The sequence below is a fragment of the Indolivaga capnocytophagoides DSM 22835 genome, assembly GCF_000426485.1.
GTDB lineage: Bacteria > Bacteroidota > Bacteroidia > Bacteroidales > Dysgonomonadaceae > Dysgonomonas_A > Dysgonomonas_A capnocytophagoides.
This window is the reverse complement of sequence record NZ_KE384529.1, coordinates 252,097-274,538: the sequence shown is the minus strand read 5'-3', so window position 1 is coordinate 274,538 and position 22,442 is coordinate 252,097. Positions and strand designations below refer to the sequence as shown.

General features: G+C 37.6%; 13 protein-coding genes. 12 read left to right on the top strand and 1 reads right to left on the bottom strand.

Features of this window, described 5'->3' with window-relative positions; translation table 11 throughout:
• The first annotated feature begins 22 nt into the window (after positions 1-22).
• From K322_RS0114475 to K322_RS0114460, 4 genes are all read left to right on the top strand, one after another.
• The gene (locus K322_RS0114475; RefSeq protein ID WP_026627523.1) at positions 23-910 is read left to right on the top strand and encodes a carbohydrate kinase family protein; all 888 of its coding nucleotides are present in this window, start codon (positions 23-25) and stop codon (positions 908-910) included.
• A gap of 78 nt (positions 911-988) precedes the next feature.
• Complete coding sequence (locus K322_RS0114470) at positions 989-3,745, top strand: substrate-binding domain-containing protein (protein WP_026627522.1); 2,757 nt, start codon at positions 989-991, stop codon at positions 3,743-3,745.
• A gap of 402 nt (positions 3,746-4,147) precedes the next feature.
• On the top strand, positions 4,148-7,267 hold the full coding sequence (locus tag K322_RS0114465) for a SusC/RagA family TonB-linked outer membrane protein (protein ID WP_051290824.1): 3,120 nt from the start codon (positions 4,148-4,150) through the stop codon (positions 7,265-7,267).
• 66 nt (positions 7,268-7,333) lie between these two features.
• Entirely contained in the window at positions 7,334-8,989 is a 1,656-nt protein-coding gene (locus K322_RS0114460; RefSeq protein WP_026627520.1) for a RagB/SusD family nutrient uptake outer membrane protein, read from the top strand.
• 323 nt (positions 8,990-9,312) lie between these two features.
• Here the strand turns inward: K322_RS0114460 and K322_RS0114455 are convergent, their stop codons facing one another.
• On the bottom strand, positions 9,313-10,176 hold the full coding sequence (locus K322_RS0114455; RefSeq protein WP_026627519.1) for an AraC family transcriptional regulator: 864 nt from the start codon (positions 10,174-10,176) through the stop codon (positions 9,313-9,315).
• A gap of 132 nt (positions 10,177-10,308) precedes the next feature.
• On the opposite strand from K322_RS0114455, the gene K322_RS0114450 reads away from it, so the two are divergent.
• The 8 genes from K322_RS0114450 (at position 10,309) to K322_RS0114415 (ending at position 22,438) form a co-directional block, all read left to right on the top strand.
• On the top strand, positions 10,309-11,340 hold the full coding sequence (locus K322_RS0114450; RefSeq protein WP_026627518.1) for an aldo/keto reductase: 1,032 nt from the start codon (positions 10,309-10,311) through the stop codon (positions 11,338-11,340).
• 14 nt (positions 11,341-11,354) lie between these two features.
• Positions 11,355-12,521, top strand: coding sequence for an L-dopachrome tautomerase-related protein (locus tag K322_RS0114445; RefSeq protein WP_035332194.1), 1,167 nt, complete (start codon positions 11,355-11,357; stop codon positions 12,519-12,521).
• Between the two features lie 214 nt (positions 12,522-12,735).
• A complete protein-coding gene (locus K322_RS0114440) occupies positions 12,736-14,340 on the top strand; it encodes a DUF6377 domain-containing protein (protein ID WP_026627516.1) in 1,605 nt (534 codons plus the stop codon).
• Positions 14,341-14,696: 356 nt separating this feature from the next.
• Positions 14,697-15,230: a DUF5004 domain-containing protein gene (locus K322_RS0114435; protein WP_026627515.1), complete on the top strand. Its 534-nt coding sequence runs from the start codon at positions 14,697-14,699 to the stop codon at positions 15,228-15,230.
• A 16-nt stretch (positions 15,231-15,246) separates the two neighbouring features.
• On the top strand, positions 15,247-16,389 hold the full coding sequence (locus tag K322_RS19575) for a DUF4961 domain-containing protein (RefSeq protein ID WP_051290823.1): 1,143 nt from the start codon (positions 15,247-15,249) through the stop codon (positions 16,387-16,389).
• An 18-nt stretch (positions 16,390-16,407) separates the two neighbouring features.
• On the top strand, positions 16,408-19,344 hold the full coding sequence (locus tag K322_RS0114425; protein WP_051290822.1) for a SusC/RagA family TonB-linked outer membrane protein: 2,937 nt from the start codon (positions 16,408-16,410) through the stop codon (positions 19,342-19,344).
• A gap of 56 nt (positions 19,345-19,400) precedes the next feature.
• Positions 19,401-20,930, top strand: a complete 1,530-nt coding sequence (locus K322_RS0114420) for a RagB/SusD family nutrient uptake outer membrane protein (RefSeq protein WP_026627513.1) — start codon at positions 19,401-19,403, stop codon at positions 20,928-20,930.
• Between the two features lie 266 nt (positions 20,931-21,196).
• Positions 21,197-22,438 (top strand): glycoside hydrolase family 71/99-like protein, encoded by a 1,242-nt coding sequence (locus K322_RS0114415; protein ID WP_026627512.1) that lies wholly within the window; start codon positions 21,197-21,199, stop codon positions 22,436-22,438.
• Positions 22,439-22,442 lie beyond the last annotated feature (4 nt).

Genomic DNA, 22,442 nt, shown 5'->3' with positions numbered 1-22,442 from the left:
TTTACACGAAAATATTATATAAATGAATAATGCAGTTGTTGGGTTAGGTGAAATACTCTGGGATGTATTTCCTGACAGAAAAGTATTAGGAGGAGCTCCCGCTAATTTTGCCTACCATGTGTCGCAGTTCGGGTACAACGGTTATGCCGTAAGTGCTGTTGGTGATGATCTTTTAGGTAAAGAAATAATGTCGGCTTTGGTTGAAAAGAATTTAAATTATTCGATTGAGACAACGGCTTATCCTACCGGCACCGTTAATGTGAAACTGAATCAACGAGGTGTACCCGAATATGAAATATGTGAAGGTGTGGCTTGGGATAATATTCCATTTACATCTAAAATGGAGATACTGGCAAAAAATACTAAGGTAGTTTCGTTCGGATCGCTGGCTCAGAGAAGCGATGTCTCGAGACAATCAATCCGTTCGTTTCTATTGGCAATGCCGGATGATTCGCTGAAGATATTCGACATTAATCTACGTCAGCATTTCTATTCTAAAGATCTTATTCACGAATCTTTAGAACTATGCAATATGCTGAAGATAAATGATGAAGAAGTCGTAATTGTATCCAATTTATTCAATCTCGAAAAAGAAACCGAACAAGAAGTCTGCCTCTGGCTACTGGAAACATACCAATTGGATATACTTATTCTAACAAAGGGAACGGAAGGTAGTTATGTTTTCACACCGAAAGAAACATCATTTCAGCCAACACCAAAAGTACATGTTGCTGATACGGTAGGTGCCGGTGATTCTTTTACAGGAGCTTTTGTTGCTTCTTATATACAAGGAGAACGTATATCGGATGCCCATCAGCTTGCTGTTGAAGTATCTGCTTATGTTTGTACTCAGCACGGTGCTATGCCCAAATTGCCGGATGCTTATCTTGAATTGTTTAAGAATAAATAGTTTGTTTAATATACAAAAGCATCATATTTGCAGAAGTATGGTGCTTTTTGTGTATTTTTGAATATAAGCTCTTCTCTGATGAAGTATTGTCTATTGTTAACCGTTCTCTTATTAATGCTGTCTGCTTGTAATAATACAAAAAAAGAAGGCATTATTATTGGTGTATCTCAATGCAGCGACGATCTTTGGAGGAAAACAATGAATGAAGAGATGCTCAGAGAAGCATCATTTTATCAGGATCTGGACATTAAACTTGATATAAAAACCGTAAAAGACAACACCGAACAGCAGATAAAAGATATTGAAGAACTAATCCAAAGCGGAGTAGATTTATTGGTTATATCACCTAATGAGTCAAAAGCAATAACACCTATCGTTGAGAAAGCATATGAAAAGGGGATACCTGTAATATTGGTTGACAGGAAGATTGAGTCCAACAAATATACTGCATATGTAGGGGCGGATAATTATGAGATAGGAAGAGAAGCTGCGTTGTATTCTGCCGGAGTTCTTAATGGGAAGGGCAATATAGTGGAGATACGTGGATGGGCAGGTTCTACTTCTGATGAGGAGCGTCATAACGGTTTTCAGGATGGATTGAAGACATATCCCGGTATAAAGGTTGTGGCTGAAAGAAGGGGGAATTTTTTAATGCCGGAGGCACGTAAACAAATGTCTGAAATATTAAAGAAAGATCATAAAATAGACCTTGTTTTCGCATTAAATGATCCTATGGCATTGGGTGTATATGAAGCTTCTATTCAATACAGCGGTAAGTCTCCGTATATTGTAGGAATAGATGCATTGCCGGGAGAGAATGGCGGAATTCAGAATATACAGAAGGGATTACTTGATGCTTCTTTTATATATCCTACAGGAGGCGATAAAGTGATAGCTTTGGCTGTGAAGATATTGAAGCGTGGAGAGTATAAAAAGGAGAATACATTAAGAACAGCAGTTGTAGACAAAAATAATGTCAGAACGATTTTATTACAAACTGATCAGATAGCCGAACAACAGGCAAAACTCGAAGCTACTCACGGCTTATTGAATAAAAGCTTAATGAGATATTCCAACCAGCAGAATATCTTTTATGCTACTATAATTATATTGATTCTGATTACAACCCTTATGGTTTTTCTGATATTGGCGTATCGGTCTAAGAGTCGTATAAATGCTTTGTTGAAAAAACAAAATGAAGAAATAAAATTGCAGGCCGAAACATTGGCGGAGCAAAAAGAACAGCTGATCTCTTTATCGAAACAACTAGAGGAGGCTACTCATGCAAAATTGGTCTTTTTTACCAATATCTCTCATGAGTTTCGTACCCCCTTGTCTTTAATACTGGGGCCATTAGATACTTTAATGACTTCCGGATCATTAACAAAGGAGCAATCTGACTTATTGAACCTGATTCGGAGAAACAGTAACCGCCTGCAAAATCTAATTTCTCAGATAATAGAATTTCGTAAATTTGAGAATGGAAAAATGCAGCTCATTTTAAAGACTGCAGATATTATTGCTTTTTTTAGGGAATTGAATGTCGTTTTTGAAGATTATGCGAAACGATCAGAAGTGAACTTTTCTTTTGAAGCCGATAAAGATAGCCTGATAATACCATTTGATCAGGAGAAGATCGAGAAAATATATTATAATTTACTGTCTAATGCTTTTAAGCATACTTTTCGTAATGGATCAGTAAAGGTTACTTTGTCTCTGGATGAAAAAAGATCATTATTCATATTGTCTGTACTCAATACAGGAACAAGTATTCCAGTCGAAAAAATTCAGAATATATTTGACCGTTTCTATAAAATAAACCTGAATGATACCGGTACCGGTATCGGATTGGCTTTGACAAGTTCATTGGTTGAGGTGCATAAGGGTAAAATATTTGTAGAAAGTACAGATCAGAAAGGAACTGTTTTTACTGTTCAGATTCCTATTATAAAGGAGAATATAGATGATGAAATTCTTGATTTTAATTTTGAATTCACTAAAAGTAATTTATCTATAAAGGAGGCGGAGGGAATCGGAGATATTTCCATTCTGGAAACTCCGTATGACGATGAAAAACCGATTGTACTTGTTATTGAAGATAATGAGGATATGCAGCAATATTTGAAACTTGTTTTGGAAAATGATTATAATCTGGTGTGTGCTTATGATGGAAATATCGGTATCGAAAAAGCTGTTAAGTATATTCCTGATGCTATTATCAGTGATGTGATGATGCCCGAAAAAGATGGCTTTGAAGTATGCCGGATTTTAAAAGAAAATGTAGTGACATCTCATATTCCTATTGTGTTGCTAACTGCATGTACATTGGATGAACAGAAAGCTATAGGTTTCGAAAATGGAGCAGATGCATATGTACCCAAGCCTTTTAATGCCGAATTACTGAAAATAAGGCTCAGAAAATTAATTGAAAGCAGAAAGAAATTAAAAGACGCATTCGGACAGAGTTTTATTAACGATTCGTCTAAGGTATCTTTAGCTGATATAGAGCAGAAATTATTATCCGATTTTCAGTCTTATGTTGAAAATCACATGAGTGAGCAGGATCTTAATGTCGATAGTATTGCATCTCATTTAGGGCTTTCACGCATTCAGCTTTATCGAAAATTGAAATCAGTGACCAGTTATTCTCCCAATGATTTAGTGAATGTTATAAAACTAAGATATGCTGTACAATTGTTGACGGTAAGCCGAAAATCAATATCAGAAGCTGCCTATGAAACAGGTTTCTCGTCCCCGTCTTATTTTTCTAAAATATTTAAAAAATATTATAACGAAAATCCGACTGATTTTTTGAAAAGAACATTAGGCAATTAATCTGTTATTATTTAAAATACCGCATTTATGGTATTGGGCAGATTTTTAAAAATAAGTTAATTTGTATTCATCAATCACTATGATTAATAAGACGGCAAAATGAAACTACTTTCTAAACAATTTTTATCTTCTCTTTATGAGAATGTCTGTTTTGAGATATTCCAGAGGTTTAACACTCCTTACATCACAACCTTTTCGAATCTGCGAATGCGAATGTGTTACTAACATGATGTAACAAAATTATCCGATTTCTATAGTTCTTAAAAAATAGTTAGTTTTTATATGGTAGCTCTTTGAGTGTGCTATGTAAAAGTAAAAAGTTTGTACTTTATAAAAAAGGCGAACACTTCCTCCTCCGACGGCAATTGGTATTGGAAGTGCTCTTGATAAAATCATTTATCCATGGTAAAGATAATTAATTTCTCGAAAGGAAACTATTCTTCTTTTTATTCTATTCAAAAAAGTCTCCTTATTCTTGTTTTTCTTGCTGTATATTCTACGGTTGTTCATGCACAGGTTGTTATTTCTGGTCATATTCTGGATGAGAAAACGAAAGAACCCATAACAGGGGCGACAGTACAGGAGAGGTCTACTTCGAATGGCATAAGTACAGGCATTAACGGAGAGTTTAAACTTACAGTATCAAAAAGACTTCCGGTTTTGCTAAATGTTAGTTTTCTCGGCTATAAGTCTAAGGAGCTACTAATCGAATCAGCATCTGAGAATAATATATATTTGTCGGAAGATGCTAGTGTATTGAGTGAAGTCGTCATTGTCGGATATGGAACACAGCGGCGAAAAGAGCTTACGGGAGCTGTTAGTTCTGTTTCTAAAACGACATTAGACCAACCTGTGACTTCTATAAATGAGCTTTTGGGGGGAAGTGTGGCCGGATTGAATGTTTCTCAAAATTCAGGTCAGCCGGGTGGAGGTTCTGCTGTTCGTATAAGAGGAGGTAATTCTATCTATGCCAGCAATGAGCCACTGTATGTGATTGACGGATTTATCTTTTTCAGTGAAAAAAATGCTACACAGGCAGGAGTCGGAAACATTGACGGGAGCATCAATCCTTTGGCATCTATCAATCCTGCAGATATAGAATCTATTGAAGTCTTAAAAGACGTTTCGGCAAAAGCAATTTATGGATCACGGGGAGCGAATGGTGTTATTTTGGTTACAACCAAAAAAGGTAAGCGGGGAGGTAATACTGTTCGTTATCAATATACCATCGGAGCCGATAAATCGGCGAAGAAACTTGACCTTCTCACTGCAAAACAATGGCTTGCCGTTCAAAAAGAATATTTCAATGACAAGCCCAGCTTGTATTATAGTAAGGATGAATTAGCCCAATTCGATAAAGGTACCGATTGGCAGGATGCGGTTTTACAGACCGGAACATCACAAACTCATGAGCTTTCGGTAAGTGGAGGTGATGATAAAACCCGTTATTTAGTATCAGCGAATTATACAGATCAGAAGGGGATTATTTTAAATTCGGGATTTGAACGGTTTAGCGGACGCTTGAATCTGGATCGGGAGTTGACCCAAAAATTGAAGATAGGAGTTACTGCTACTTTTAATAGAAGTTCTCAAGATGCTCTTACCACTTTTGAAGGGACTAATTACAATGATTCTCCTTACTCCCATGGTATTGCCAATTCTTTGACTTATGCATTGTATATGCCCCCCGTTATATCCATTTACAATACAGACGGAGGATATAACTATACAAACCCTTTCGAATATAGTTATTTGAGTTATTACGGACAGGCGGCTAATCCTGTTTCAGACCTGAAGAACAGTATCGGGCAAACAAAGAGTTCATCTATATTGGGTAACTTTTATGCTCAATATTCTATAATTGAAGGTTTGACTGCAAAAATAAATGTAGGCGGAAATGTTGATTATATAACACAGAATTATTTTGCACCGCCTTATACAGCATTAGGTCTCAATCAGGATATTCGAGGTATGGGAGCGATAGGAAACAGACGGACTGATATAATCCAAACCGAATACTTACTGACATATGCAAAACAGATTAATTCAGTTCATTTCGTAGATATTATGGGAGGATACACAACTCAAAACACCAAAACTGACTTTAATGTAAGTAAGGCTAAAAACCTAGAATCATTTGATAATCTGGCCTCAGGAAAGGAGTTGCCTCCTATTTCCCGAAAGCAGGATGCTTCTTTTAAATCATTTTTAGGGCGTGTGAATTATACTCTGCTGGATCGGTACAACTTTACAGCAACCTACCGGGCTGATAAATCTTCGCGGTTTGCAAAAGGCCACGAATGGGGATACTTTCCATCGGTTGGGGTGTCTTGGAATATAAATGAAGAGTCTTTTGTGAAACCTCTTAACCCTATGTTAAGTACTTTAAAATTACGGTTGACTTATGGTAAGGCCGGAAATCAGGAGATTGATTTTGATGAATATGAGCAATATTTCAGTGTAGGCAGATATAATGGAGGTGCGGCTTATGATATGACGAATCTTGGAAATTCAGATTTGAAATGGGAAACAACTACTGAATACAATGCTGGAATTGATGCCGGACTCCTGAATGACAGGTTAACTCTAACTGCGGATGTTTATTATAAGAAAACCAGCGATTTATTATTGAAAGTACCAACACCCTTAGGTTCAGGTACCAGTGAAAAACAGATTGTGAATCTGGGAAATGTAACTAATAAAGGTATTGAACTGACTCTTGATGCAAAGCTTATTGATAGTAAATTATTTACATGGTCTGCTTCTGCAAATATTGCACATAATAAAAACCGCATAACGAGTTTAGGCGAGTACAATGAATTGACCGAAGGCAGCGATCAGGAGCAGATATTACGTGTAGGCGAATCGGTAGGTTCTTTTTACGGATATCGTTTTCTGGGTGTTGTACAAACGGGAGAAGATGTGTCGTCTTTACCTAAAGTCGGAGGAAAAACACCTCAACCGGGAGATGCAAAACTAGCTAATGTAAGCGGTACGGATGGAACTCCCGATGGAAAAGTAACTCCCGAATCCGACAGGGTGATTTTAGGTAGTATTCAGCCGGACTTTACATATGGAATTTCATCTTCGTTTACTTATCGCAATCTGGATTTTTATATTCTATTTCAAGGATCTCAAGGTAATGAAGTATATAACTTGTTGAGACGGTATCTTGAACGTCCGAATGATTCTTATAATATGTCGGCTGCGTTATTGGATAGCTGGACGGAAACCAATCCGTCGAACAGTATTCCTCATCTCAATAGTACTCGTCCAACCGAGCTGGATAGCCGTTATGTGGAAGATGCTTCATTCCTTAAACTAAGGAATATTACCCTAGGATATACATTACCTTTAAAAATTAATAATTCTTCTACTAAGATTCGTTTTTTTGCATCGGCTCGAAATCTCTTTACAATAACGAACTATAAGGGATACGATCCCGAAATTGCCGGAGGGGTCGACTTGGGTATATACCCTTCTTCCCGAAGTTTTATGGCAGGAGCTAGTATAACCTTCTGAAAAAGAGTTGTTAATCTAAGTTGATTATTTACACAATATTATTATAAACCTAAATTGATCTGGAAAATGAAAAAGAAACTATTTTTCCCGGTAGTGCTTCTTGCACTCTTTTCTGCCGCACAATACTCGTGCAGTGACAGTAATAATAATTCCGAGGGTGGAGAAGAGCCAACTTCTTCGATCAAAACACGGGCTGAGGCCGAAGCTTTAGCTAATGCAGTGTATGGCCCGTTGCAAACCCTTTCGTCTTCTTATACATTTCTATTAGAATCGGCTACCGAAACGACTATTTCTTTCGAAGAAGTAGATGATTCTAAAGATGGCCCGCAGGTTAGTGTATTCGAAACAACTCCCAGTAACTGGTATCCGATCAAGGTTTTTAACCGTCTTTATAAAAGTATAGGTGCGGCAAATCTTACCATAGAACAGGTTGGAACGGCTGCTGCAAATTCAAATCTTTCTGAGGCTGATAAAGCCCTTTTTGTTGCAAGGGCTAAGTTTGTACGTGGCTATGATTATTTTCAATTAGTACAGCTTTTTGGAGAAGTTCCCTTGGTTTTAAGTTCCGAGAGTACTGAACGGACACGAGCCTCTATTGATAATGTATATACCCAGATTGTTAAAGACCTGACCGAATCTTATGATGGTTTACCCGAATATGATAGCAATAAATCGAATCCATCTCAAGGTGCTGTCAATACTATTCTGGCAAAAGTATATTTGACTTGGGGGCAAAAACCAATCACATCTGATGAAATATCTGCGATTTCGGGTACAACTGATCCTGCGAAACCTGCGATTGATTCTGAGAAGCTCCAAAAAGCTGTCGATTATGCAAACAAAGTGATAGATAGTGGTAAATATCGTTTATTGGATGATTTTAATTCGATATGGGGAGTTGCTAATGAAAATAATGATGAAGTTATATTTTCGATCCATCATGATGGAGACGGTATAGATGCACAGGGAAATCATCAGACACACTGTGGTTTTACATGGCCTAAGAGTGCAAGGACTGATCCTCATATCAGTTATGCAGATATTACGTTGGAGAATCGTATTCCGGGAGACTACGATACTCGTAAGTTGTTTTCTTATGCTAAACGTATAGAATATACCGATGGGGTAGTGGATACTTTGACATGGCCAGTAAGTATTGTCCGTCCGGGGAAATGGATACATCGAACCGGTGATGGAACATTCAAGGCTCTTGATGAACAACCTAATAATATAGACCATATCGATTTTCGTTATGCCGAGGTATTACTGATTAAGGCTGAAGCTTTGTTCTTTCAGGGTAAAACAGCAGATGCTTTGTCAGCTGTAAATAAAGTAAGGGAAAGAGCTTATGGCGGACATTATGAGCATGGAGGAAAACTTTCGACACTGACTAAAGAGAATTTATACAACGAATGGGATTATGAGTTTGCTTTCGAACAAAAACATTGGCTTAATCTGGTACGTTGGAGAACTTTGTTGTCTCAAGTGAAAAATACTGTTCCTAATTATGAGTATTATAAGGCTGAATATGAATCGGCAACAACTATAAAGGCTGCATTTCCGGATATTGCAAATAAGATTAACGCTGCATTTTATGCCCGTGTTCATAAACATTTGCATGCTAAAATAGATAATCTGAACGGTAAGTTTTATCGTTTCCCTATACCTCTTAGCGAAGATTATACAAGTTTGGGAGTTACTCCTCAGAATCCGGGGTATTGATTATATAACAAATCAAATTCAAAAGCAGGTCTCTATATTTAGTATGACCTGTTTTTATGTTTTACGGAGATTCTAGAGACGCTTTTTGTATAAGTATTTACTACCTATAATTTGACCCAACACCGCGATTCCTATAAAAATGGGGATAGTTATTCGGGGCGTATTCAAGTATATTCGTAAAGGTATTATCACCGGAATGGAAGCATGAATCATGATCCACCACATGGCTGTCATTTTTTTGAATCTTGCCCGGTATATACCTAAGACTATATTCAGAATTAAAGTGACGATTGCTACAATAAGTATATTCACATCTATCGTTGTTAAATAATGGAGTGTATTTTATATTCGGAAGGAGTCTTCATTGTTATATCTTTGAATTGCTGATTAAAGAAAGATAAATTGCCATATCCACACTCATAAGCAATTTGGGATATCGTTAGGCTCGAATTGATAAGTAGCTTACATGCATGTTTTATACGGATTTCGGCCAGACATCTGAAGATACTCTTATCTGTTCCCTTTTTAAATGAACGGCACAATGCTGATGGATCCTTATTGACGTATTCTGCAATTTGTTTAAGAGTAACTTTTTCTTTGAAATGGAGATATAAGTATTTAAAAACTTTATCTACAGGTTTATCTCCACTATCCAATGGATTATCCTGATAATACATTGTTTCCGATACTAATTTATAATCAGATGATTTACTGAGTTTGTTCAGTATATTGTATAATTGAACAACACGTTCTGTTCCAAGCATCTCATCCAGAGCCATAACCATAGTATATATATCCAGCCATAAACCTTTGTCAAAAAAACGAATTCCGTATTGACTCTTTTTTAAAAGGGCGTCGATCTCTGTAAAATCAGGGAGTTTTTCCATTTGACAGGGAAACATATCTATCGTAAATTGTACGGCTTCCCCTGAACTTGTACTTTGCTTTTTCCCATTTGCAATATCATTACATAAATGCAAGTGAGGTATATCGCTTCCTATCAGAGTAATATCTCCTTTTTGGTAATCCATGATCCCGTCACCTATAAATTGTTTACCTTTTCCTCCGGTGAAAATCATGATCTCAAATTCTTCGTGTTTATGCCAAGGCAGAAGAAACTGAGAATACTCTATGTGGCTGAATGAAGAAACTGAGCCATGTATTATTTTTCGTTCGAGTACGCTCATATAAACGATGTTAAAAAGAGTTTATGCAAATATAGCACATTATACTGCAAATATAGCATTGTGATAAGTCTTAAGAGTATTTTATATTTGTAAAACAATAAGTTAAGATATTAATCTTTAAAAGTTTTAGGTATGGAATATAGGAATTTAGGTAACTCAGGTTTGAAAGTATCGGCATTGTGTTTCGGTACTGCAACTTTTGGAGGAACAAACGGCTTTGAAGGTTGGGGCAGTACTCAGGTAAAAGAAGCCAACGGATTAATAAATCTATGTTTAGATGCAGGTGTTAATCTATTTGATACAGCAGATATATATTCTCAAGGTGATTCAGAATTGGTATTGGGTAAGGCTGTTGAAGGTATTCGAAATCAACTGCTGATTTCGACAAAAGCTACTTTTCCTATGGGAAAAGACGTTAATGGATACGGCTCGTCTCGTTATCATTTGATAGAAGCTTGTGAAGCCAGCTTGAAAAGACTGAACACCGATCATATAGATATTTATCATATGCATGGTTTTGATGGTAATACGCCCGTTGAAGAAACTCTTAGAGCATTGGATGATCTAGTAACAAGCGGAAAAGTTAGATACATAGCCTGTTCTAATTTTTCGGGATGGCATTTAATGAAATCATTATCAGTATCGGAACGTTACGGATGGAGTAAATATGTTGCTCATCAGGTATATTATTCGTTACTTAACCGTGATTATGAATGGGAACTTATGCCTTTGGGAATCGATCAGCATATTGGAGCTTTAGTTTGGAGCCCTTTGGCTTCAGGGCGTTTAAGTGGAAAATTTCGCCGTAATACACCTATACCAAAAGACAGCCGTATTGCTGCCGGAACCAGTACAGTTCCTGCTGTAGCTGCAGAGGAAGAAAGATTATACAGAATTGTAGATGAACTAGAGATTATAGCCGGCGAAACAGGTAAATCTGTAGCTCAGGTTGCGTTGAATTGGTTATTGCAGCGTCCGACTATAACAAGTATAATCGTGGGAGCCAGAAATGAAGAGCAATTGAAACAGAATTTACAGGCTGTCGGTTGGAATTTGACTCAAGATCAGGTAAAGAGACTTGATGACGCTAGTGTAAGTGTTAAGGCTTATCCGTATTGGCATCAGGATGAGCGTCCCGAGTTGAATTCTCAATTACATTTTTAATTAATATGTGAGAAATGAAAAAATGTATAGTTAGGCAATTCTTGAATTTCATAGTTGTATTACTTTTCATCTTAAATGTTTCATGCAATAAAACGGCTTCAGATAAAACGATATCAGTGGCGGTACAAGCTGATTCATTAGCTAAAGTAGAGATTGTCGCAGAAATTAATGCACCTGATCCCGATATGTCTGGCATTGTGGTAACCGATGACGGGAGAATATTTCTTACTTTTCCTCGCCATGCTGATAATCATAAGGAATTTTCTTTGGCGGAGTATAAAGAGGGTAAATTGATACCTTTTCCAAATAAAGAAATGACTTACCCCTCCGATAAACATTTTGATCAGTGGCTTGTATCTCCTCATGGAATGACATTGGATGATAAAGGTAATATCTGGGTTATTGATGATGGAAAAAGAGCCGGTGTAAGCGGAATTCCCGAAGGTGCAGCAAAAGTTGTAGGTTTTGATCCTAAGAACGGGCATGTTATCAAAACGATAGTTATTAATGCGCCGGCTTTACGTCAGGATAGTCATCTGAATGATTTAAGAGTTGATTTGGCTGAGGGGAAAGAAGGTATTGTTTATGTTACTAATTCGTCATTCGGGCATATTGGTTCGTTGGTTGTTATCGATATTTCAACCGGAAAATCCCGTGAGGTTTTGGCTGATCATATATCCACACAGCCTCAGAAGGGATATGTGGCATTTCTTGAAGGGGAGGCTTGTGCCTATGATCCCGAAAATATATCATTACCTTCGGGTGGTGCTGATGGAATAGCTCTGTCTGGAGGACGGGTATTTTGGACATCAATTACGGGACGAGGATTATATAGCATTCAATCAGGGATATTATCAGACTTCTCGAAATCGGAGTCGGACATAGAAAATGCCGTTAAGTATGAAGGAGAAAGACCTGCTTGTGATGGATTGGCTGAGGACAAAGACGGTAATATTTATTTCGGAGCTTATGAGCAAATGGCTTTGGTAAAAAGGAATTCGAAAGGTCATTATACAACTTTGGCAAGAGACCAACGGTTTGGCTGGCCTGATGGATTGTTTTATGCGAAGAATGGTTATCTGTATGTTACGTTAGGTCAATGGAATAGATTACCCGGATTTAATGGCGGAAAAGATTTGCGTGAGCGGCCATATCTGGTTGCAAGAATAAAGATCGTATAATCCGATTAATAAATTTGACAAGACAGAGGCTGCCTTATTTTAAGGTGGCCTCTGTTGTTTTATTTCATAAATTATCGACTTAATTTGCAATAAATATTAATTTGTACTTTCTTTAAGTCTCTGATTAAAGTTTCTGACCTATTTATTGAAACGAACCAGGCTTGTAATCAATTAAAAAGTATATCATTATATACCTTCTTTTACTTAAAATACTATGAAAAGATTGTTTCTGATATTCTTTTCCTTATTTACACTTGCTAATTTAGAAATCTCTGCTCAAATAAATTCTGTATTGAAAGAATTGGATGAGTATATTGATAAGAAGGATTACTATATAGAATTAAAGGAAAAGAAAATTAGTGTATTAAAACAGGGGTTATTAACCAAAACTGGTAACTTGGAAAAGCTAAGTTATTACAACTCATTGTTCAATGAATATAAATCATACAAATATGATTCGGCATACGTTTATGCCCATAAATGTCTGGAGATAGCTACTGCAATGAATAGTCCGTCACGAATAATAGAAGCTAATGAACATATCGCTTTCTGTTATTTGTCATCCGGTTTATTTAAGGAAGCATTCGATATTATGTCATCTGTAAATTTGGATAAGGGTTCTGAATCGGTTCATAAAGATTATTATACTCTTTTATCGAGATTATATTACGATATGGCAGATTACAATAATGCTGAACCATTCAGATCGGAATATGTGCAAAAGGGAAATATGTATAGCGATTCAACTATAAAATACCTCTCAAATGATTCTCTCGCTTTATGGTCGGTATTGGCTTTAAAAAAAATGAAGCAAAACCAAATGGATGAAGCTATCAGTATATTCAAGACATTATCTGAATCTACTATCGATGATCATACTTATGCGATAGCTGCATCAAGTTTAGCTTTCATATACGAAGGACAGGGTAATCAGGATGAGGCGATCCACTATATGGCATTGGCCTCAATAGGAGATATTAAAGCAGCAACTAAAGAGACGGTTGCATTACGCAATTTAGCGACCTTGCTGTATAAGAAAGGAGATATACACCGTGCATATAAATACATCCGGCTGGCAATGGAGGATGCTAATTTTTATAATGCCCGTCATCGCAAAATCGGAATTAGTTCTATTCTTCCGATTATAGAAAAAGACAGGTTCGAACAAGTCGAAAAACAAAGAAATATCCTGATCGGGTCGGTTGTTATTATATCTATGCTATTTCTTCTTCTGCTTTCTGCCACATTGGTTATATATAAACAGATGAAGAAGCTGAAAGAAGCCCGTCATACTATTCAGGAGCAGAATAAGAGTTTATTATCGACTAATGCTCAGCTGCTCGAAGCTATTGAGATAAAAGACGAATATATAGTACAGTCCCTCTATGGTAATTCGGAGTATATAGACAGGCTCGAAAAATTGTATAAACTGGTTAACCGAAAGATTATCGCACGGCAGTATGATGATTTGAAAGATTCTCTGAAAGAATCTGATCTGCGTAAAGAGAGGGAGAATATGTATTCGTCGTTCGATAATACCTTTTTGAAATTATTTCCTCATTTCGTCGATGAATATAATATGCTGTTCAATCCTCAGGATAGAATAGAAATAGATGTAAACAAGGGGCTTACTCCCGAGATTCGGATATTTGCTCTTATACGCTTAGGGATACATGAAAATGAACGCATTGCAAAATTCCTGAACTACTCGGTACATACGATCAATACTTATAAAACAAAAGTCAAGAATAAATCGACAGTTCCCAATGAGTTATTCGAGCAGCGTATAATGGAGATTAAAACAATCCGGTCTAATTAAGATTGTAGACCCATTTGCCTCGCTTTAGTTTCGGTGATTCTCAATTATTACTTTGGAAGTATAGCAACCTTGGCTTATTATAACTTTAAAAACTTTCATTTACTTACTTATCTATAATAAGTAAAGAAGAAAATATACCCTGAAAATGAATATATAGTTCATTCTCAGGGTATATTTTTATTATATTTTCTGTATTTATGATGTTTTTTAATTGTTTGTTTTATAGCGTTTTATTGGCTTGTGTCTACAGTATTCTGTTATATATTTCAGATAGAGTTATTATTTGATTTTTTTCGAATTTACATTTGCAATGTTAGCTATCTAAAAAAGTATTTTATTAAAATCCTCAAAAAACCATGAAAACAATCAAGTATTTCTATGTCTTTATTTGGGCGATTGTATTACTGCCTTTATGTGTTGCGTGTAACGATACGGACGATGGTTCGTATGTTGCACCGATTACAACGTATGAGAAAATTAAAGGTAATTGGACAATTGTTTCTGTAAAACAGATCGATGAGATTGCAAAAGCCAATTCTCAGTCGCCTAGTGAAATGAATCTGACTAATCAAATTGATTTTTCTACATTTTCGATCACCTTAAATGTAGATGATAAAAATGAGCCGACTTCTTATAAAGTGGGAGGAACATCTCCTCAGTTTTTTCCGGCGGAAGGGTATTGGAAATTAGAGTATCCTTTTCAGAACACAGACGGATCTGCCAGTATCCTGAATTTGTATTCGGATGCAGCAAAAACAGTCAAAGCAGGCCAATTGAGCATTACAGCCGTACCAGGTACAACTCAGGTATTGGAGCTTAAATTTTCAAGAAAAGCCAAAGGAGTCACATTTGTCTCTTATGTATATCAATTATCACCAGCTAATCAGTAACCTCTAAAATCGTGATATGAATACCATTAAATATTTTTCGGGCATTTTGTTTGCCCTTGTATTAATGATGTTGCCTCAGGTTAGTTTTGCGACCGAGGATGCCGGAGTTCCGGCAAAGATATGGACATACCCTGTTGTATATGCACTTGATCAAGAAGTTACCTGGTATTTTGATATGACCGGAACTAATTTTAGTGAAGGACAGGATTTGTATCTGTGGGCATGGTCTCCATCAGAACCTGATGCCGGAAATTTCGATAATTCGTCAGAGTTTGCCAAATTGGAATATGTAGGAGATATGGTTTGGAAGAAAACATTGACCCCTACCAAATATTTCAATACTACCGTTGCCAATATTGAATCATCCGCCGGTTTTTGGATGCGTCTAAAAGGAAAAGGTAATGAGAAACAAAGTGATGTGATACAGGCTCCATGGTCTGTAGGAGATATAAAAACATTTAAAGAGTCGGGTAATGCTGTACAGATATATCCTGAAAAATTTTATATCGATCAGCCTTTATCTTTGCTGGTTAATGCAAATCTGGTGTGGACAGGAGCTGTACAAGGAGGCTTAGCAGGAGAAGAAATCCATCTGCACTGTGGTTTGAATAATTTTGCTGAAGGTGCTATAGTCGAGTATCAGGCTTGGATTCCGGAAGTTTCGGCTAAAACAAAGTTGACACCTATCGGCGATAATATTTATAAAATAGATTTTATTCCACGTGAGTATTTCGGAGTAGATGAGGATTTTGTTATGGAAAATATTGAGTTCTTGTTTCCGGCCAAAGATTGGGCTAAAGTAGGCACTGCCGAAGGTGGAAAGAACTTTGTAGTTCTGGCTCCCGGAGTTGTGGCTCCGCCTGATCCTGTCTTTTACTTTTTCCCGCAGAAATTTACTCAATATGATATTCTCACTTTGGTTCGTAAAAATAACGAGAAAAAAAGTCAGGGGCTTATATATACTATTGTAGCAGGTGGAAAAACTATTACAGGAGAGTTTACCGGGAAAGCGGAAGAAATGCGTGCCTATGTAAATCTATTGCAAGGACTGGCAGGAGCAACCAATCTGGATAAGATTAATCTGGAAGTAAAAGATAAAAATGGAAGTGAAATCCTGAAAACAGATATACCTCTGGTTCCTCTATCTGATTTAGAATAACCTTATAAAATAAATATTATGAATTCGAAAAGTGTTAAATATAAGATGTTTACACGCTTGTTTCTGCTTCTTTTCTTTATATCGGGAGTTGGTTTTCAAGCTGTATCTCAAAATATTTCGGTATCGGGATTAGTAACCGATAAAACCGAAGAACCATTACTCGGGGTAAGTATTAAAGTCGAAGGGGCAGCAACAGGTACAGTAACTGATCTGGATGGAAAATTCACGTTGAATTGTCCCTCCGGAAGTATGCTGGACATCTCATATATAGGCTTTGTAAGCCAAAAAGTGAAGGCTCAGAATAATCTCAAAATAGTTTTGATCGAAGATGCTGTTGCTCTTGACGAAGCTGTTGTTGTCGGCATCGGCTATGGCACTATGAGAAAGTCTGATTTGACCGGTGCAATAGCCTCTGTCAGCCAGAAAGATTTTAAACAAGGAGTAGTGACTTCTGCCGAGCAATTGCTGCAAGGTAAGATCGCAGGTCTTTCGGTCTCTCAAAGTTCGGGTGATCCTTCGGTAGGAGCATCTGTGCGTTTACGGGGAGGAACGTCTCTTTCGGCGGGTAATGCTCCTTTGGTTGTGATTGACGGTATTCCTGGAGTAGATATGAATACGGTACAGCCATCGGAAATAGTTTCTATTGATGTATTGAAAGATGCATCGGCATCGGCTATTTACGGATCGAGAGGTGCAAATGGTGTTATTATCGTGACAACCAGCCGTTCGGCTGCCGACAGAGAAAAAAGCAGTGTAGAGTATAACGGATATGTGGCAGTTGGTTCGGTAGCAAAAAATATGGATTTGCTGTCGGCAAATCAATGGAGAGCTTATGTTCGTGAAAATAATGTTCTGAATGCAACAGATTATGGAGCGAATACCGATTGGCAGAAAGAATTGCAACGGACAGCTATAACACATTCACATAATATATTCTTTACCAATGTGAATCCGAATGGCGGATATAGTGCCTCAGTATCTTATCTGAACAGCGAAGGGGTAATCAAAAACAGCGATATGGAACGCTTATCGGGAAGTATAGCTGCACATCAGTATGCTTTGGATAAGCGGGTTAAACTCGAAGCCGGTGTAACAGGAAGTTTCGATAACTGGAATCCGATAGATACACGTATATTCGAGCGTACGGCAAATTTGAATCCAACTGTTCCGGTAAAAGATCAGAATGGAAAATACACATCTATAGGCGGAACTAATACCGAAAATCCGGTTGAGCTTAATAATAACAGGTTTGCCGATGATTCGCGCCATCGTTTTCTGGGATATGGAAAACTTGAAATTAGTATTATTGACGGCTTAAAAGCTGCGGGAAACGTATCATATGAATATAATTCGTACCAAAGACGTTTTTATCTGCCTACTTATGCTGTAATGGAAGGACAAGCCGAAAAGGGCAGGGGAGAACGTTCACTAGCCGATTACAAAACAATGCAGATAGAAACTTATCTGAATTACGATAAAGAAATAAATAAAATACACAAACTGAACCTGATGGGTGGTTACTCATATATGAAGAACGTTTATGAAGGTTTTGGTGCTACCCGCAGAGGTTTTGATACAGATGAATTTTTATACAATAATCTTGCTGCCGGAGCAGATTACCGAGCCGGAGATGTGTATTCTTATAAGGGTGAATCGGCATTAGTATCGTTCTTCGGACGTGCCAATTATAATTTCTTGGGCAGGTACATGATTACAGCCACATTACGTAACGATGGATCGTCTCGATTCGGAAAGAATCACAAGTGGGGATTGTTTCCTTCGACTTCTCTTGCATGGCGTGTTTCCGATGAATCCTTTATGGCGAATACATCATCGTGGCTGGATAATCTGAAACTTCGTTTAGGCTATGGTGTTACAGGTAATCAGGATGGAATAGGCGAGTATAAATCTCTCTCGCTGCTGGGAGCAAACGGGGCATCATATTATGATGCATCAACTGGCACATGGAAAAAGTCTTATGCTCCTATTCAAAATGTAAATTCTGATCTGAAGTGGGAGTCGACCGCCCAATATAACATTGGTGTAGATTTCGGAATTTTCAACAGAATTAATGGTACTCTGGAACTGTACTACAAGAAGACTAAGGACTTACTTTGGACTTATCCTGTGCCACAGCCGCCAAATTTGGTGGGAACGATGCTGGCAAATGTGGGAACATTATCGAATAAAGGGGTGGAGTTATCTCTTAACGGTAATATTATCCGTCAAAAAGACCTGACCTGGGATGCCAATGTAACTGTATCGTACAATAAACAGAATATTGATAAGCTTTCTAATGAAACATTTCAGGAGTCGGGACTTAAATCAGGTTCACTTCATGGTCTGAGAGGTTTATCGGGTGTTTATACCCAGATGATAAAAGAAGGTTTTCCTGCAGGAGCATTCTTTGGTCCTAAATGCTTAGGATTGGATGAAAACGGCAAGTATATACTGAACACTGATAAAGATGGAAATCCTATAAATGAATACCTCGGCAGTGCCCAGCCAAAAGTTAACCTTGGTTTTGCTATGAATGCAACCTATAAAGATTTTGATCTTAGTGTTTCTACATATGGAATGTTCGGACAGAAAGTATTAAATGCAACGTACATGAGTATGTATGATCCTACCCGTTTACCTGCTCAGAATGTTCCGGATGATTTTCTGACAAGCGGAATCAAGTCCGATCCTGTATTTTCGGATTACTGGGTGGAGAGCGGTTCTTTCTTCCGTTTGCAGTCGGCTACATTGGGATATACGATCAGATATTTTAAAAAGCTGGGTCTAAGTAAAGTGAGAGTGTACGTTACAGGCGAAAACCTGTTTACGATTACCGGATACAGCGGTGTCGATCCCGAAGTTAATTACAGTGGACTTGAATCGCCGGGTATCGATAGGTACAATACTTATCCACGTCCGCGTACAGTTTCTTTCGGACTGAATGTCGCTTTTTAAGGTCGCAGACCTATTACACACATAATATCACATAAGTGAAAGAAAAATAATATGTTATGAAAACAAAAATATTATCGGCGGCCTTATTGTCTGTACTTCTGACGATGCCTGCCTGCACCGACCTCGATGAAAAATTATACGATAAGGTTACTACTGATGATTATGGCAAAACTGCTGCCGAGATACAGACTATTGTAGGTGGGGCATATGCCACCTTGCGAGGATTTAACGATACGGACAAAGGGGGTACAATCTGTTATCCTACATGCGAGTATGTATTCTTTCTGAGCGAATGTGCTTCTGATGATGCGACTATTCCTACAAGGGGAACAGACTGGTATGATGGCGGACGCTATGAGCAGATACAGCGTCATACGTGGGATGCAAAGAATGTAATGATACTTAGTGCCTGGAAGTACAGTTTTCAGGGTATAGCTAATATCAATTCTATAATTTATCAGGTCGATCAATCTAAATTGACAGAGGAAGATAAGGATAAGGTGAAAGCTGAGTTAAGAGGACTTCGGGCATATTATTATTACCAGCTTCTGGATCAGTTTGGCAGTGTGCCTATTGTTACGAGTTTTGAACAATCGGAATTGCCAGCCAAATCGACAAGAGCCGAAGTGTTCAAATTTGTAGAAGACGAGTTGACAAGTATAATGGATAAGCTGCCTTCGGGTGTTCGCTACGGAGGTTTTACTCAGAATGTAGCAAACAGCCTTTTGGCCAGATTATATCTTAATGCTGAAGTATATACCGGAACTCCCCGTTGGCAGGATTGTATGAATGCAGCTGAGAAGGTGAGCGGTTATGTGTTGGAACCTGACTATTTTACAAGTTTCAAGACGGAGAATCAAGTATCGAGGGAGATAATTTTTGCTATTCCATACGATCATAAAGAAGGGACTGTAGGGAATTATCTGGCTTCAATGACATTTCATTACAATCAGAAATACGCATTTTCGGCAACAGGTACTTATCCGTGGTGCGGCAACGGTATTTCCGCACAACCGGGATTGTATTCGTCATTTGATGAAAATGATGTACGCCGTAAATCTTTATTAATTGGTGAGCAAATCAATATGGCTACAGGATCGGTGGTAATGATGGATAATGGTAATCCGTTGATTTATACCGAAGAAATTTCGAAATTTTCCAATGCCTTGCAGAATGAGGGAGCTCGTTTATATAAATATGAAGTACAGGCCAATGATCAATGGGAACGTAACAATGACTGGGTACTGATCAGATATGCTGAGATATTGATGATGAAAGCGGAAGCTTCTTTTCGTATGGGCTTTACGGGTAATGCCCTCACTTTTATAAATGAAGTAAGAAACAGAGCCGGTTTGGAAAGTTTGACATCCTTAACCGAAGAGGCATTGGACAATGAATGGAGACACGAGTTTGTTTTCGAAGGATTGAGACGGACTACCAATATTCGTTTCGGTACATTCTTCAAATCGTGGTGGGAGAAAGGTGTGGATGCCGGAGCCGATAAAAAGCGGACAGGAGTATTTCCTATCCCTCAGGATGTGCTGGATTTGAATCCTAAGTTGGAGCAAAACCCAGATTATAAGTAAGGTCTTTTATCTATACAGAAAGGTTAATGTACCAATAATAAAGGTGAAAAATGAGCATAAAACGTGTAACCATTGTAACCTTTTGGGGTTTCTGCAGGGGCGACTTTCAATTCGCCCCTACAAGACCGGCTATCTGGCTTAAAGGTAAAAGTATTAACCTAAAAGTGTACCTGAGATATGTAACTTTTAGTAACCTTTTTGGATAAATCCGATTGAAAATATTTATCAAAATAAGAATAGGTCTGAGACCTTAAGATGAAATTTGTATGAAAAAAATTATCTTTTTACTATTATCCGGAATACCTCTTTTCTTAAGCGGATGTGATGGAAGAGACGATCTGCCCATAATAAAAAATGATAAGGTAGAGGAGTTCAGTCCGGTTACTGTTTCGAAGACCAATCCGATGAAATTGTATGTTCATTATATGCCTTGGTTCGAATCGAAAGAGACAAATAACGGAACTTGGGGACAGCATTGGACGATGGCTAATAAAAATCCCGATGAGATTTCATCTGATGGAAAACGGCAGATCGCTTCATTTTATTATCCGTTGATAGGACCTTATGCCTCGAGCGATCAGGATGTAATTGAATATCATTTGCTGTTGATGAAGTATTCAGGCATTGACGGTATACTTATCGATTGGTACGGCACACGGGATTTATGGGACTATGCTTCCAACCGAAAGAATACCGAAGCGGTAGTAAAAGCATTGGACAAAGTGGGGCTTGATTTTGCAATAGTATATGAAGACCAAACTCTGCGTGAAAATTTGCAGGATGCCGAAAAAATAACTCAGGCAAAAGCCGATATGAAGTATCTCGAAACAAATTTCTTTTCGAAAGAGAACTATATCAAGGTAGGTCAGAAACCGTTACTGATGATCTTTGGACCACAGGAAATTAAGAAACCCCAAGATTGGACTTCCATATTTGCGGATTTAAAGACTAACCCCGAGTTTATAACCCTGTATGGTCATTCGGCAGGTGCTGTTAATGACGATACTCATAAAAACTCATCCGGTGAATATATCTGGGTTGATGCAACTTCTATGGAAACCAAATATGCCGATAAGGGTAAGTACGACTTATTTATTGGAGGTGCATATCCCGGATTTGATGCCTTTTACAAAGATGGAGGATGGGGTGAAAATCCATTGGGTAAAATAGAATATACCAATGGCGATACATTCCGTAACTTTCTAAATATGGCAAAAGATAATAAAGTAGATTATCTGCAGCTTATCACATGGAATGACTTTGGTGAGGGAACTATGATAGAACCTACTGTAGAGTTTAAATATACATTTCTGAATGCGTTGCAATCCTTTGCCGGATTGAAGTATAATACAGCAATCCTTGAAAATATATATAAATTATATACTCTCAGAAAGGCATATCCGAATGATGCGAAGATTCAGAATAAGCTGACTCAGGCTTTTTATTATTTAGTGTCTTTGCAGGAAGATAAAGCCCGATCATTGTTGAACGAAATAGAAATCAAATAAATAA

Excerpts from the sequence above, each read along its gene's own strand:
- K322_RS0114445 (WP_035332194.1), top strand. The coding sequence starts at position 11,355 with ATGAAAAAATGTATAGTTAGGCAATTCTTGAATTTCATAGTTGTATTA.
- K322_RS0114465 (WP_051290824.1), top strand. The coding sequence starts at position 4,148 with ATGGTAAAGATAATTAATTTCTCGAAAGGAAACTATTCTTCTTTTTAT.
- K322_RS0114415 (WP_026627512.1), top strand. The coding sequence starts at position 21,197 with ATGAAAAAAATTATCTTTTTACTATTATCCGGAATACCTCTTTTCTTA.
- K322_RS0114460 (WP_026627520.1), top strand. The coding sequence starts at position 7,334 with ATGAAAAAGAAACTATTTTTCCCGGTAGTGCTTCTTGCACTCTTTTCT.
- K322_RS0114440 (WP_026627516.1), top strand. The coding sequence starts at position 12,736 with ATGAAAAGATTGTTTCTGATATTCTTTTCCTTATTTACACTTGCTAAT.
- K322_RS19575 (WP_051290823.1), top strand. The coding sequence starts at position 15,247 with ATGAATACCATTAAATATTTTTCGGGCATTTTGTTTGCCCTTGTATTA.
- K322_RS0114425 (WP_051290822.1), top strand. The coding sequence starts at position 16,408 with ATGAATTCGAAAAGTGTTAAATATAAGATGTTTACACGCTTGTTTCTG.
- K322_RS0114475 (WP_026627523.1), top strand. The coding sequence starts at position 23 with ATGAATAATGCAGTTGTTGGGTTAGGTGAAATACTCTGGGATGTATTT.
- K322_RS0114455 (WP_026627519.1), bottom strand. The coding sequence starts at position 10,176 with ATGAGCGTACTCGAACGAAAAATAATACATGGCTCAGTTTCTTCATTC.
- K322_RS0114450 (WP_026627518.1), top strand. The coding sequence starts at position 10,309 with ATGGAATATAGGAATTTAGGTAACTCAGGTTTGAAAGTATCGGCATTG.
- K322_RS0114435 (WP_026627515.1), top strand. The coding sequence starts at position 14,697 with ATGAAAACAATCAAGTATTTCTATGTCTTTATTTGGGCGATTGTATTA.
- K322_RS0114420 (WP_026627513.1), top strand. The coding sequence starts at position 19,401 with ATGAAAACAAAAATATTATCGGCGGCCTTATTGTCTGTACTTCTGACG.
- K322_RS0114470 (WP_026627522.1), top strand. The coding sequence starts at position 989 with ATGAAGTATTGTCTATTGTTAACCGTTCTCTTATTAATGCTGTCTGCT.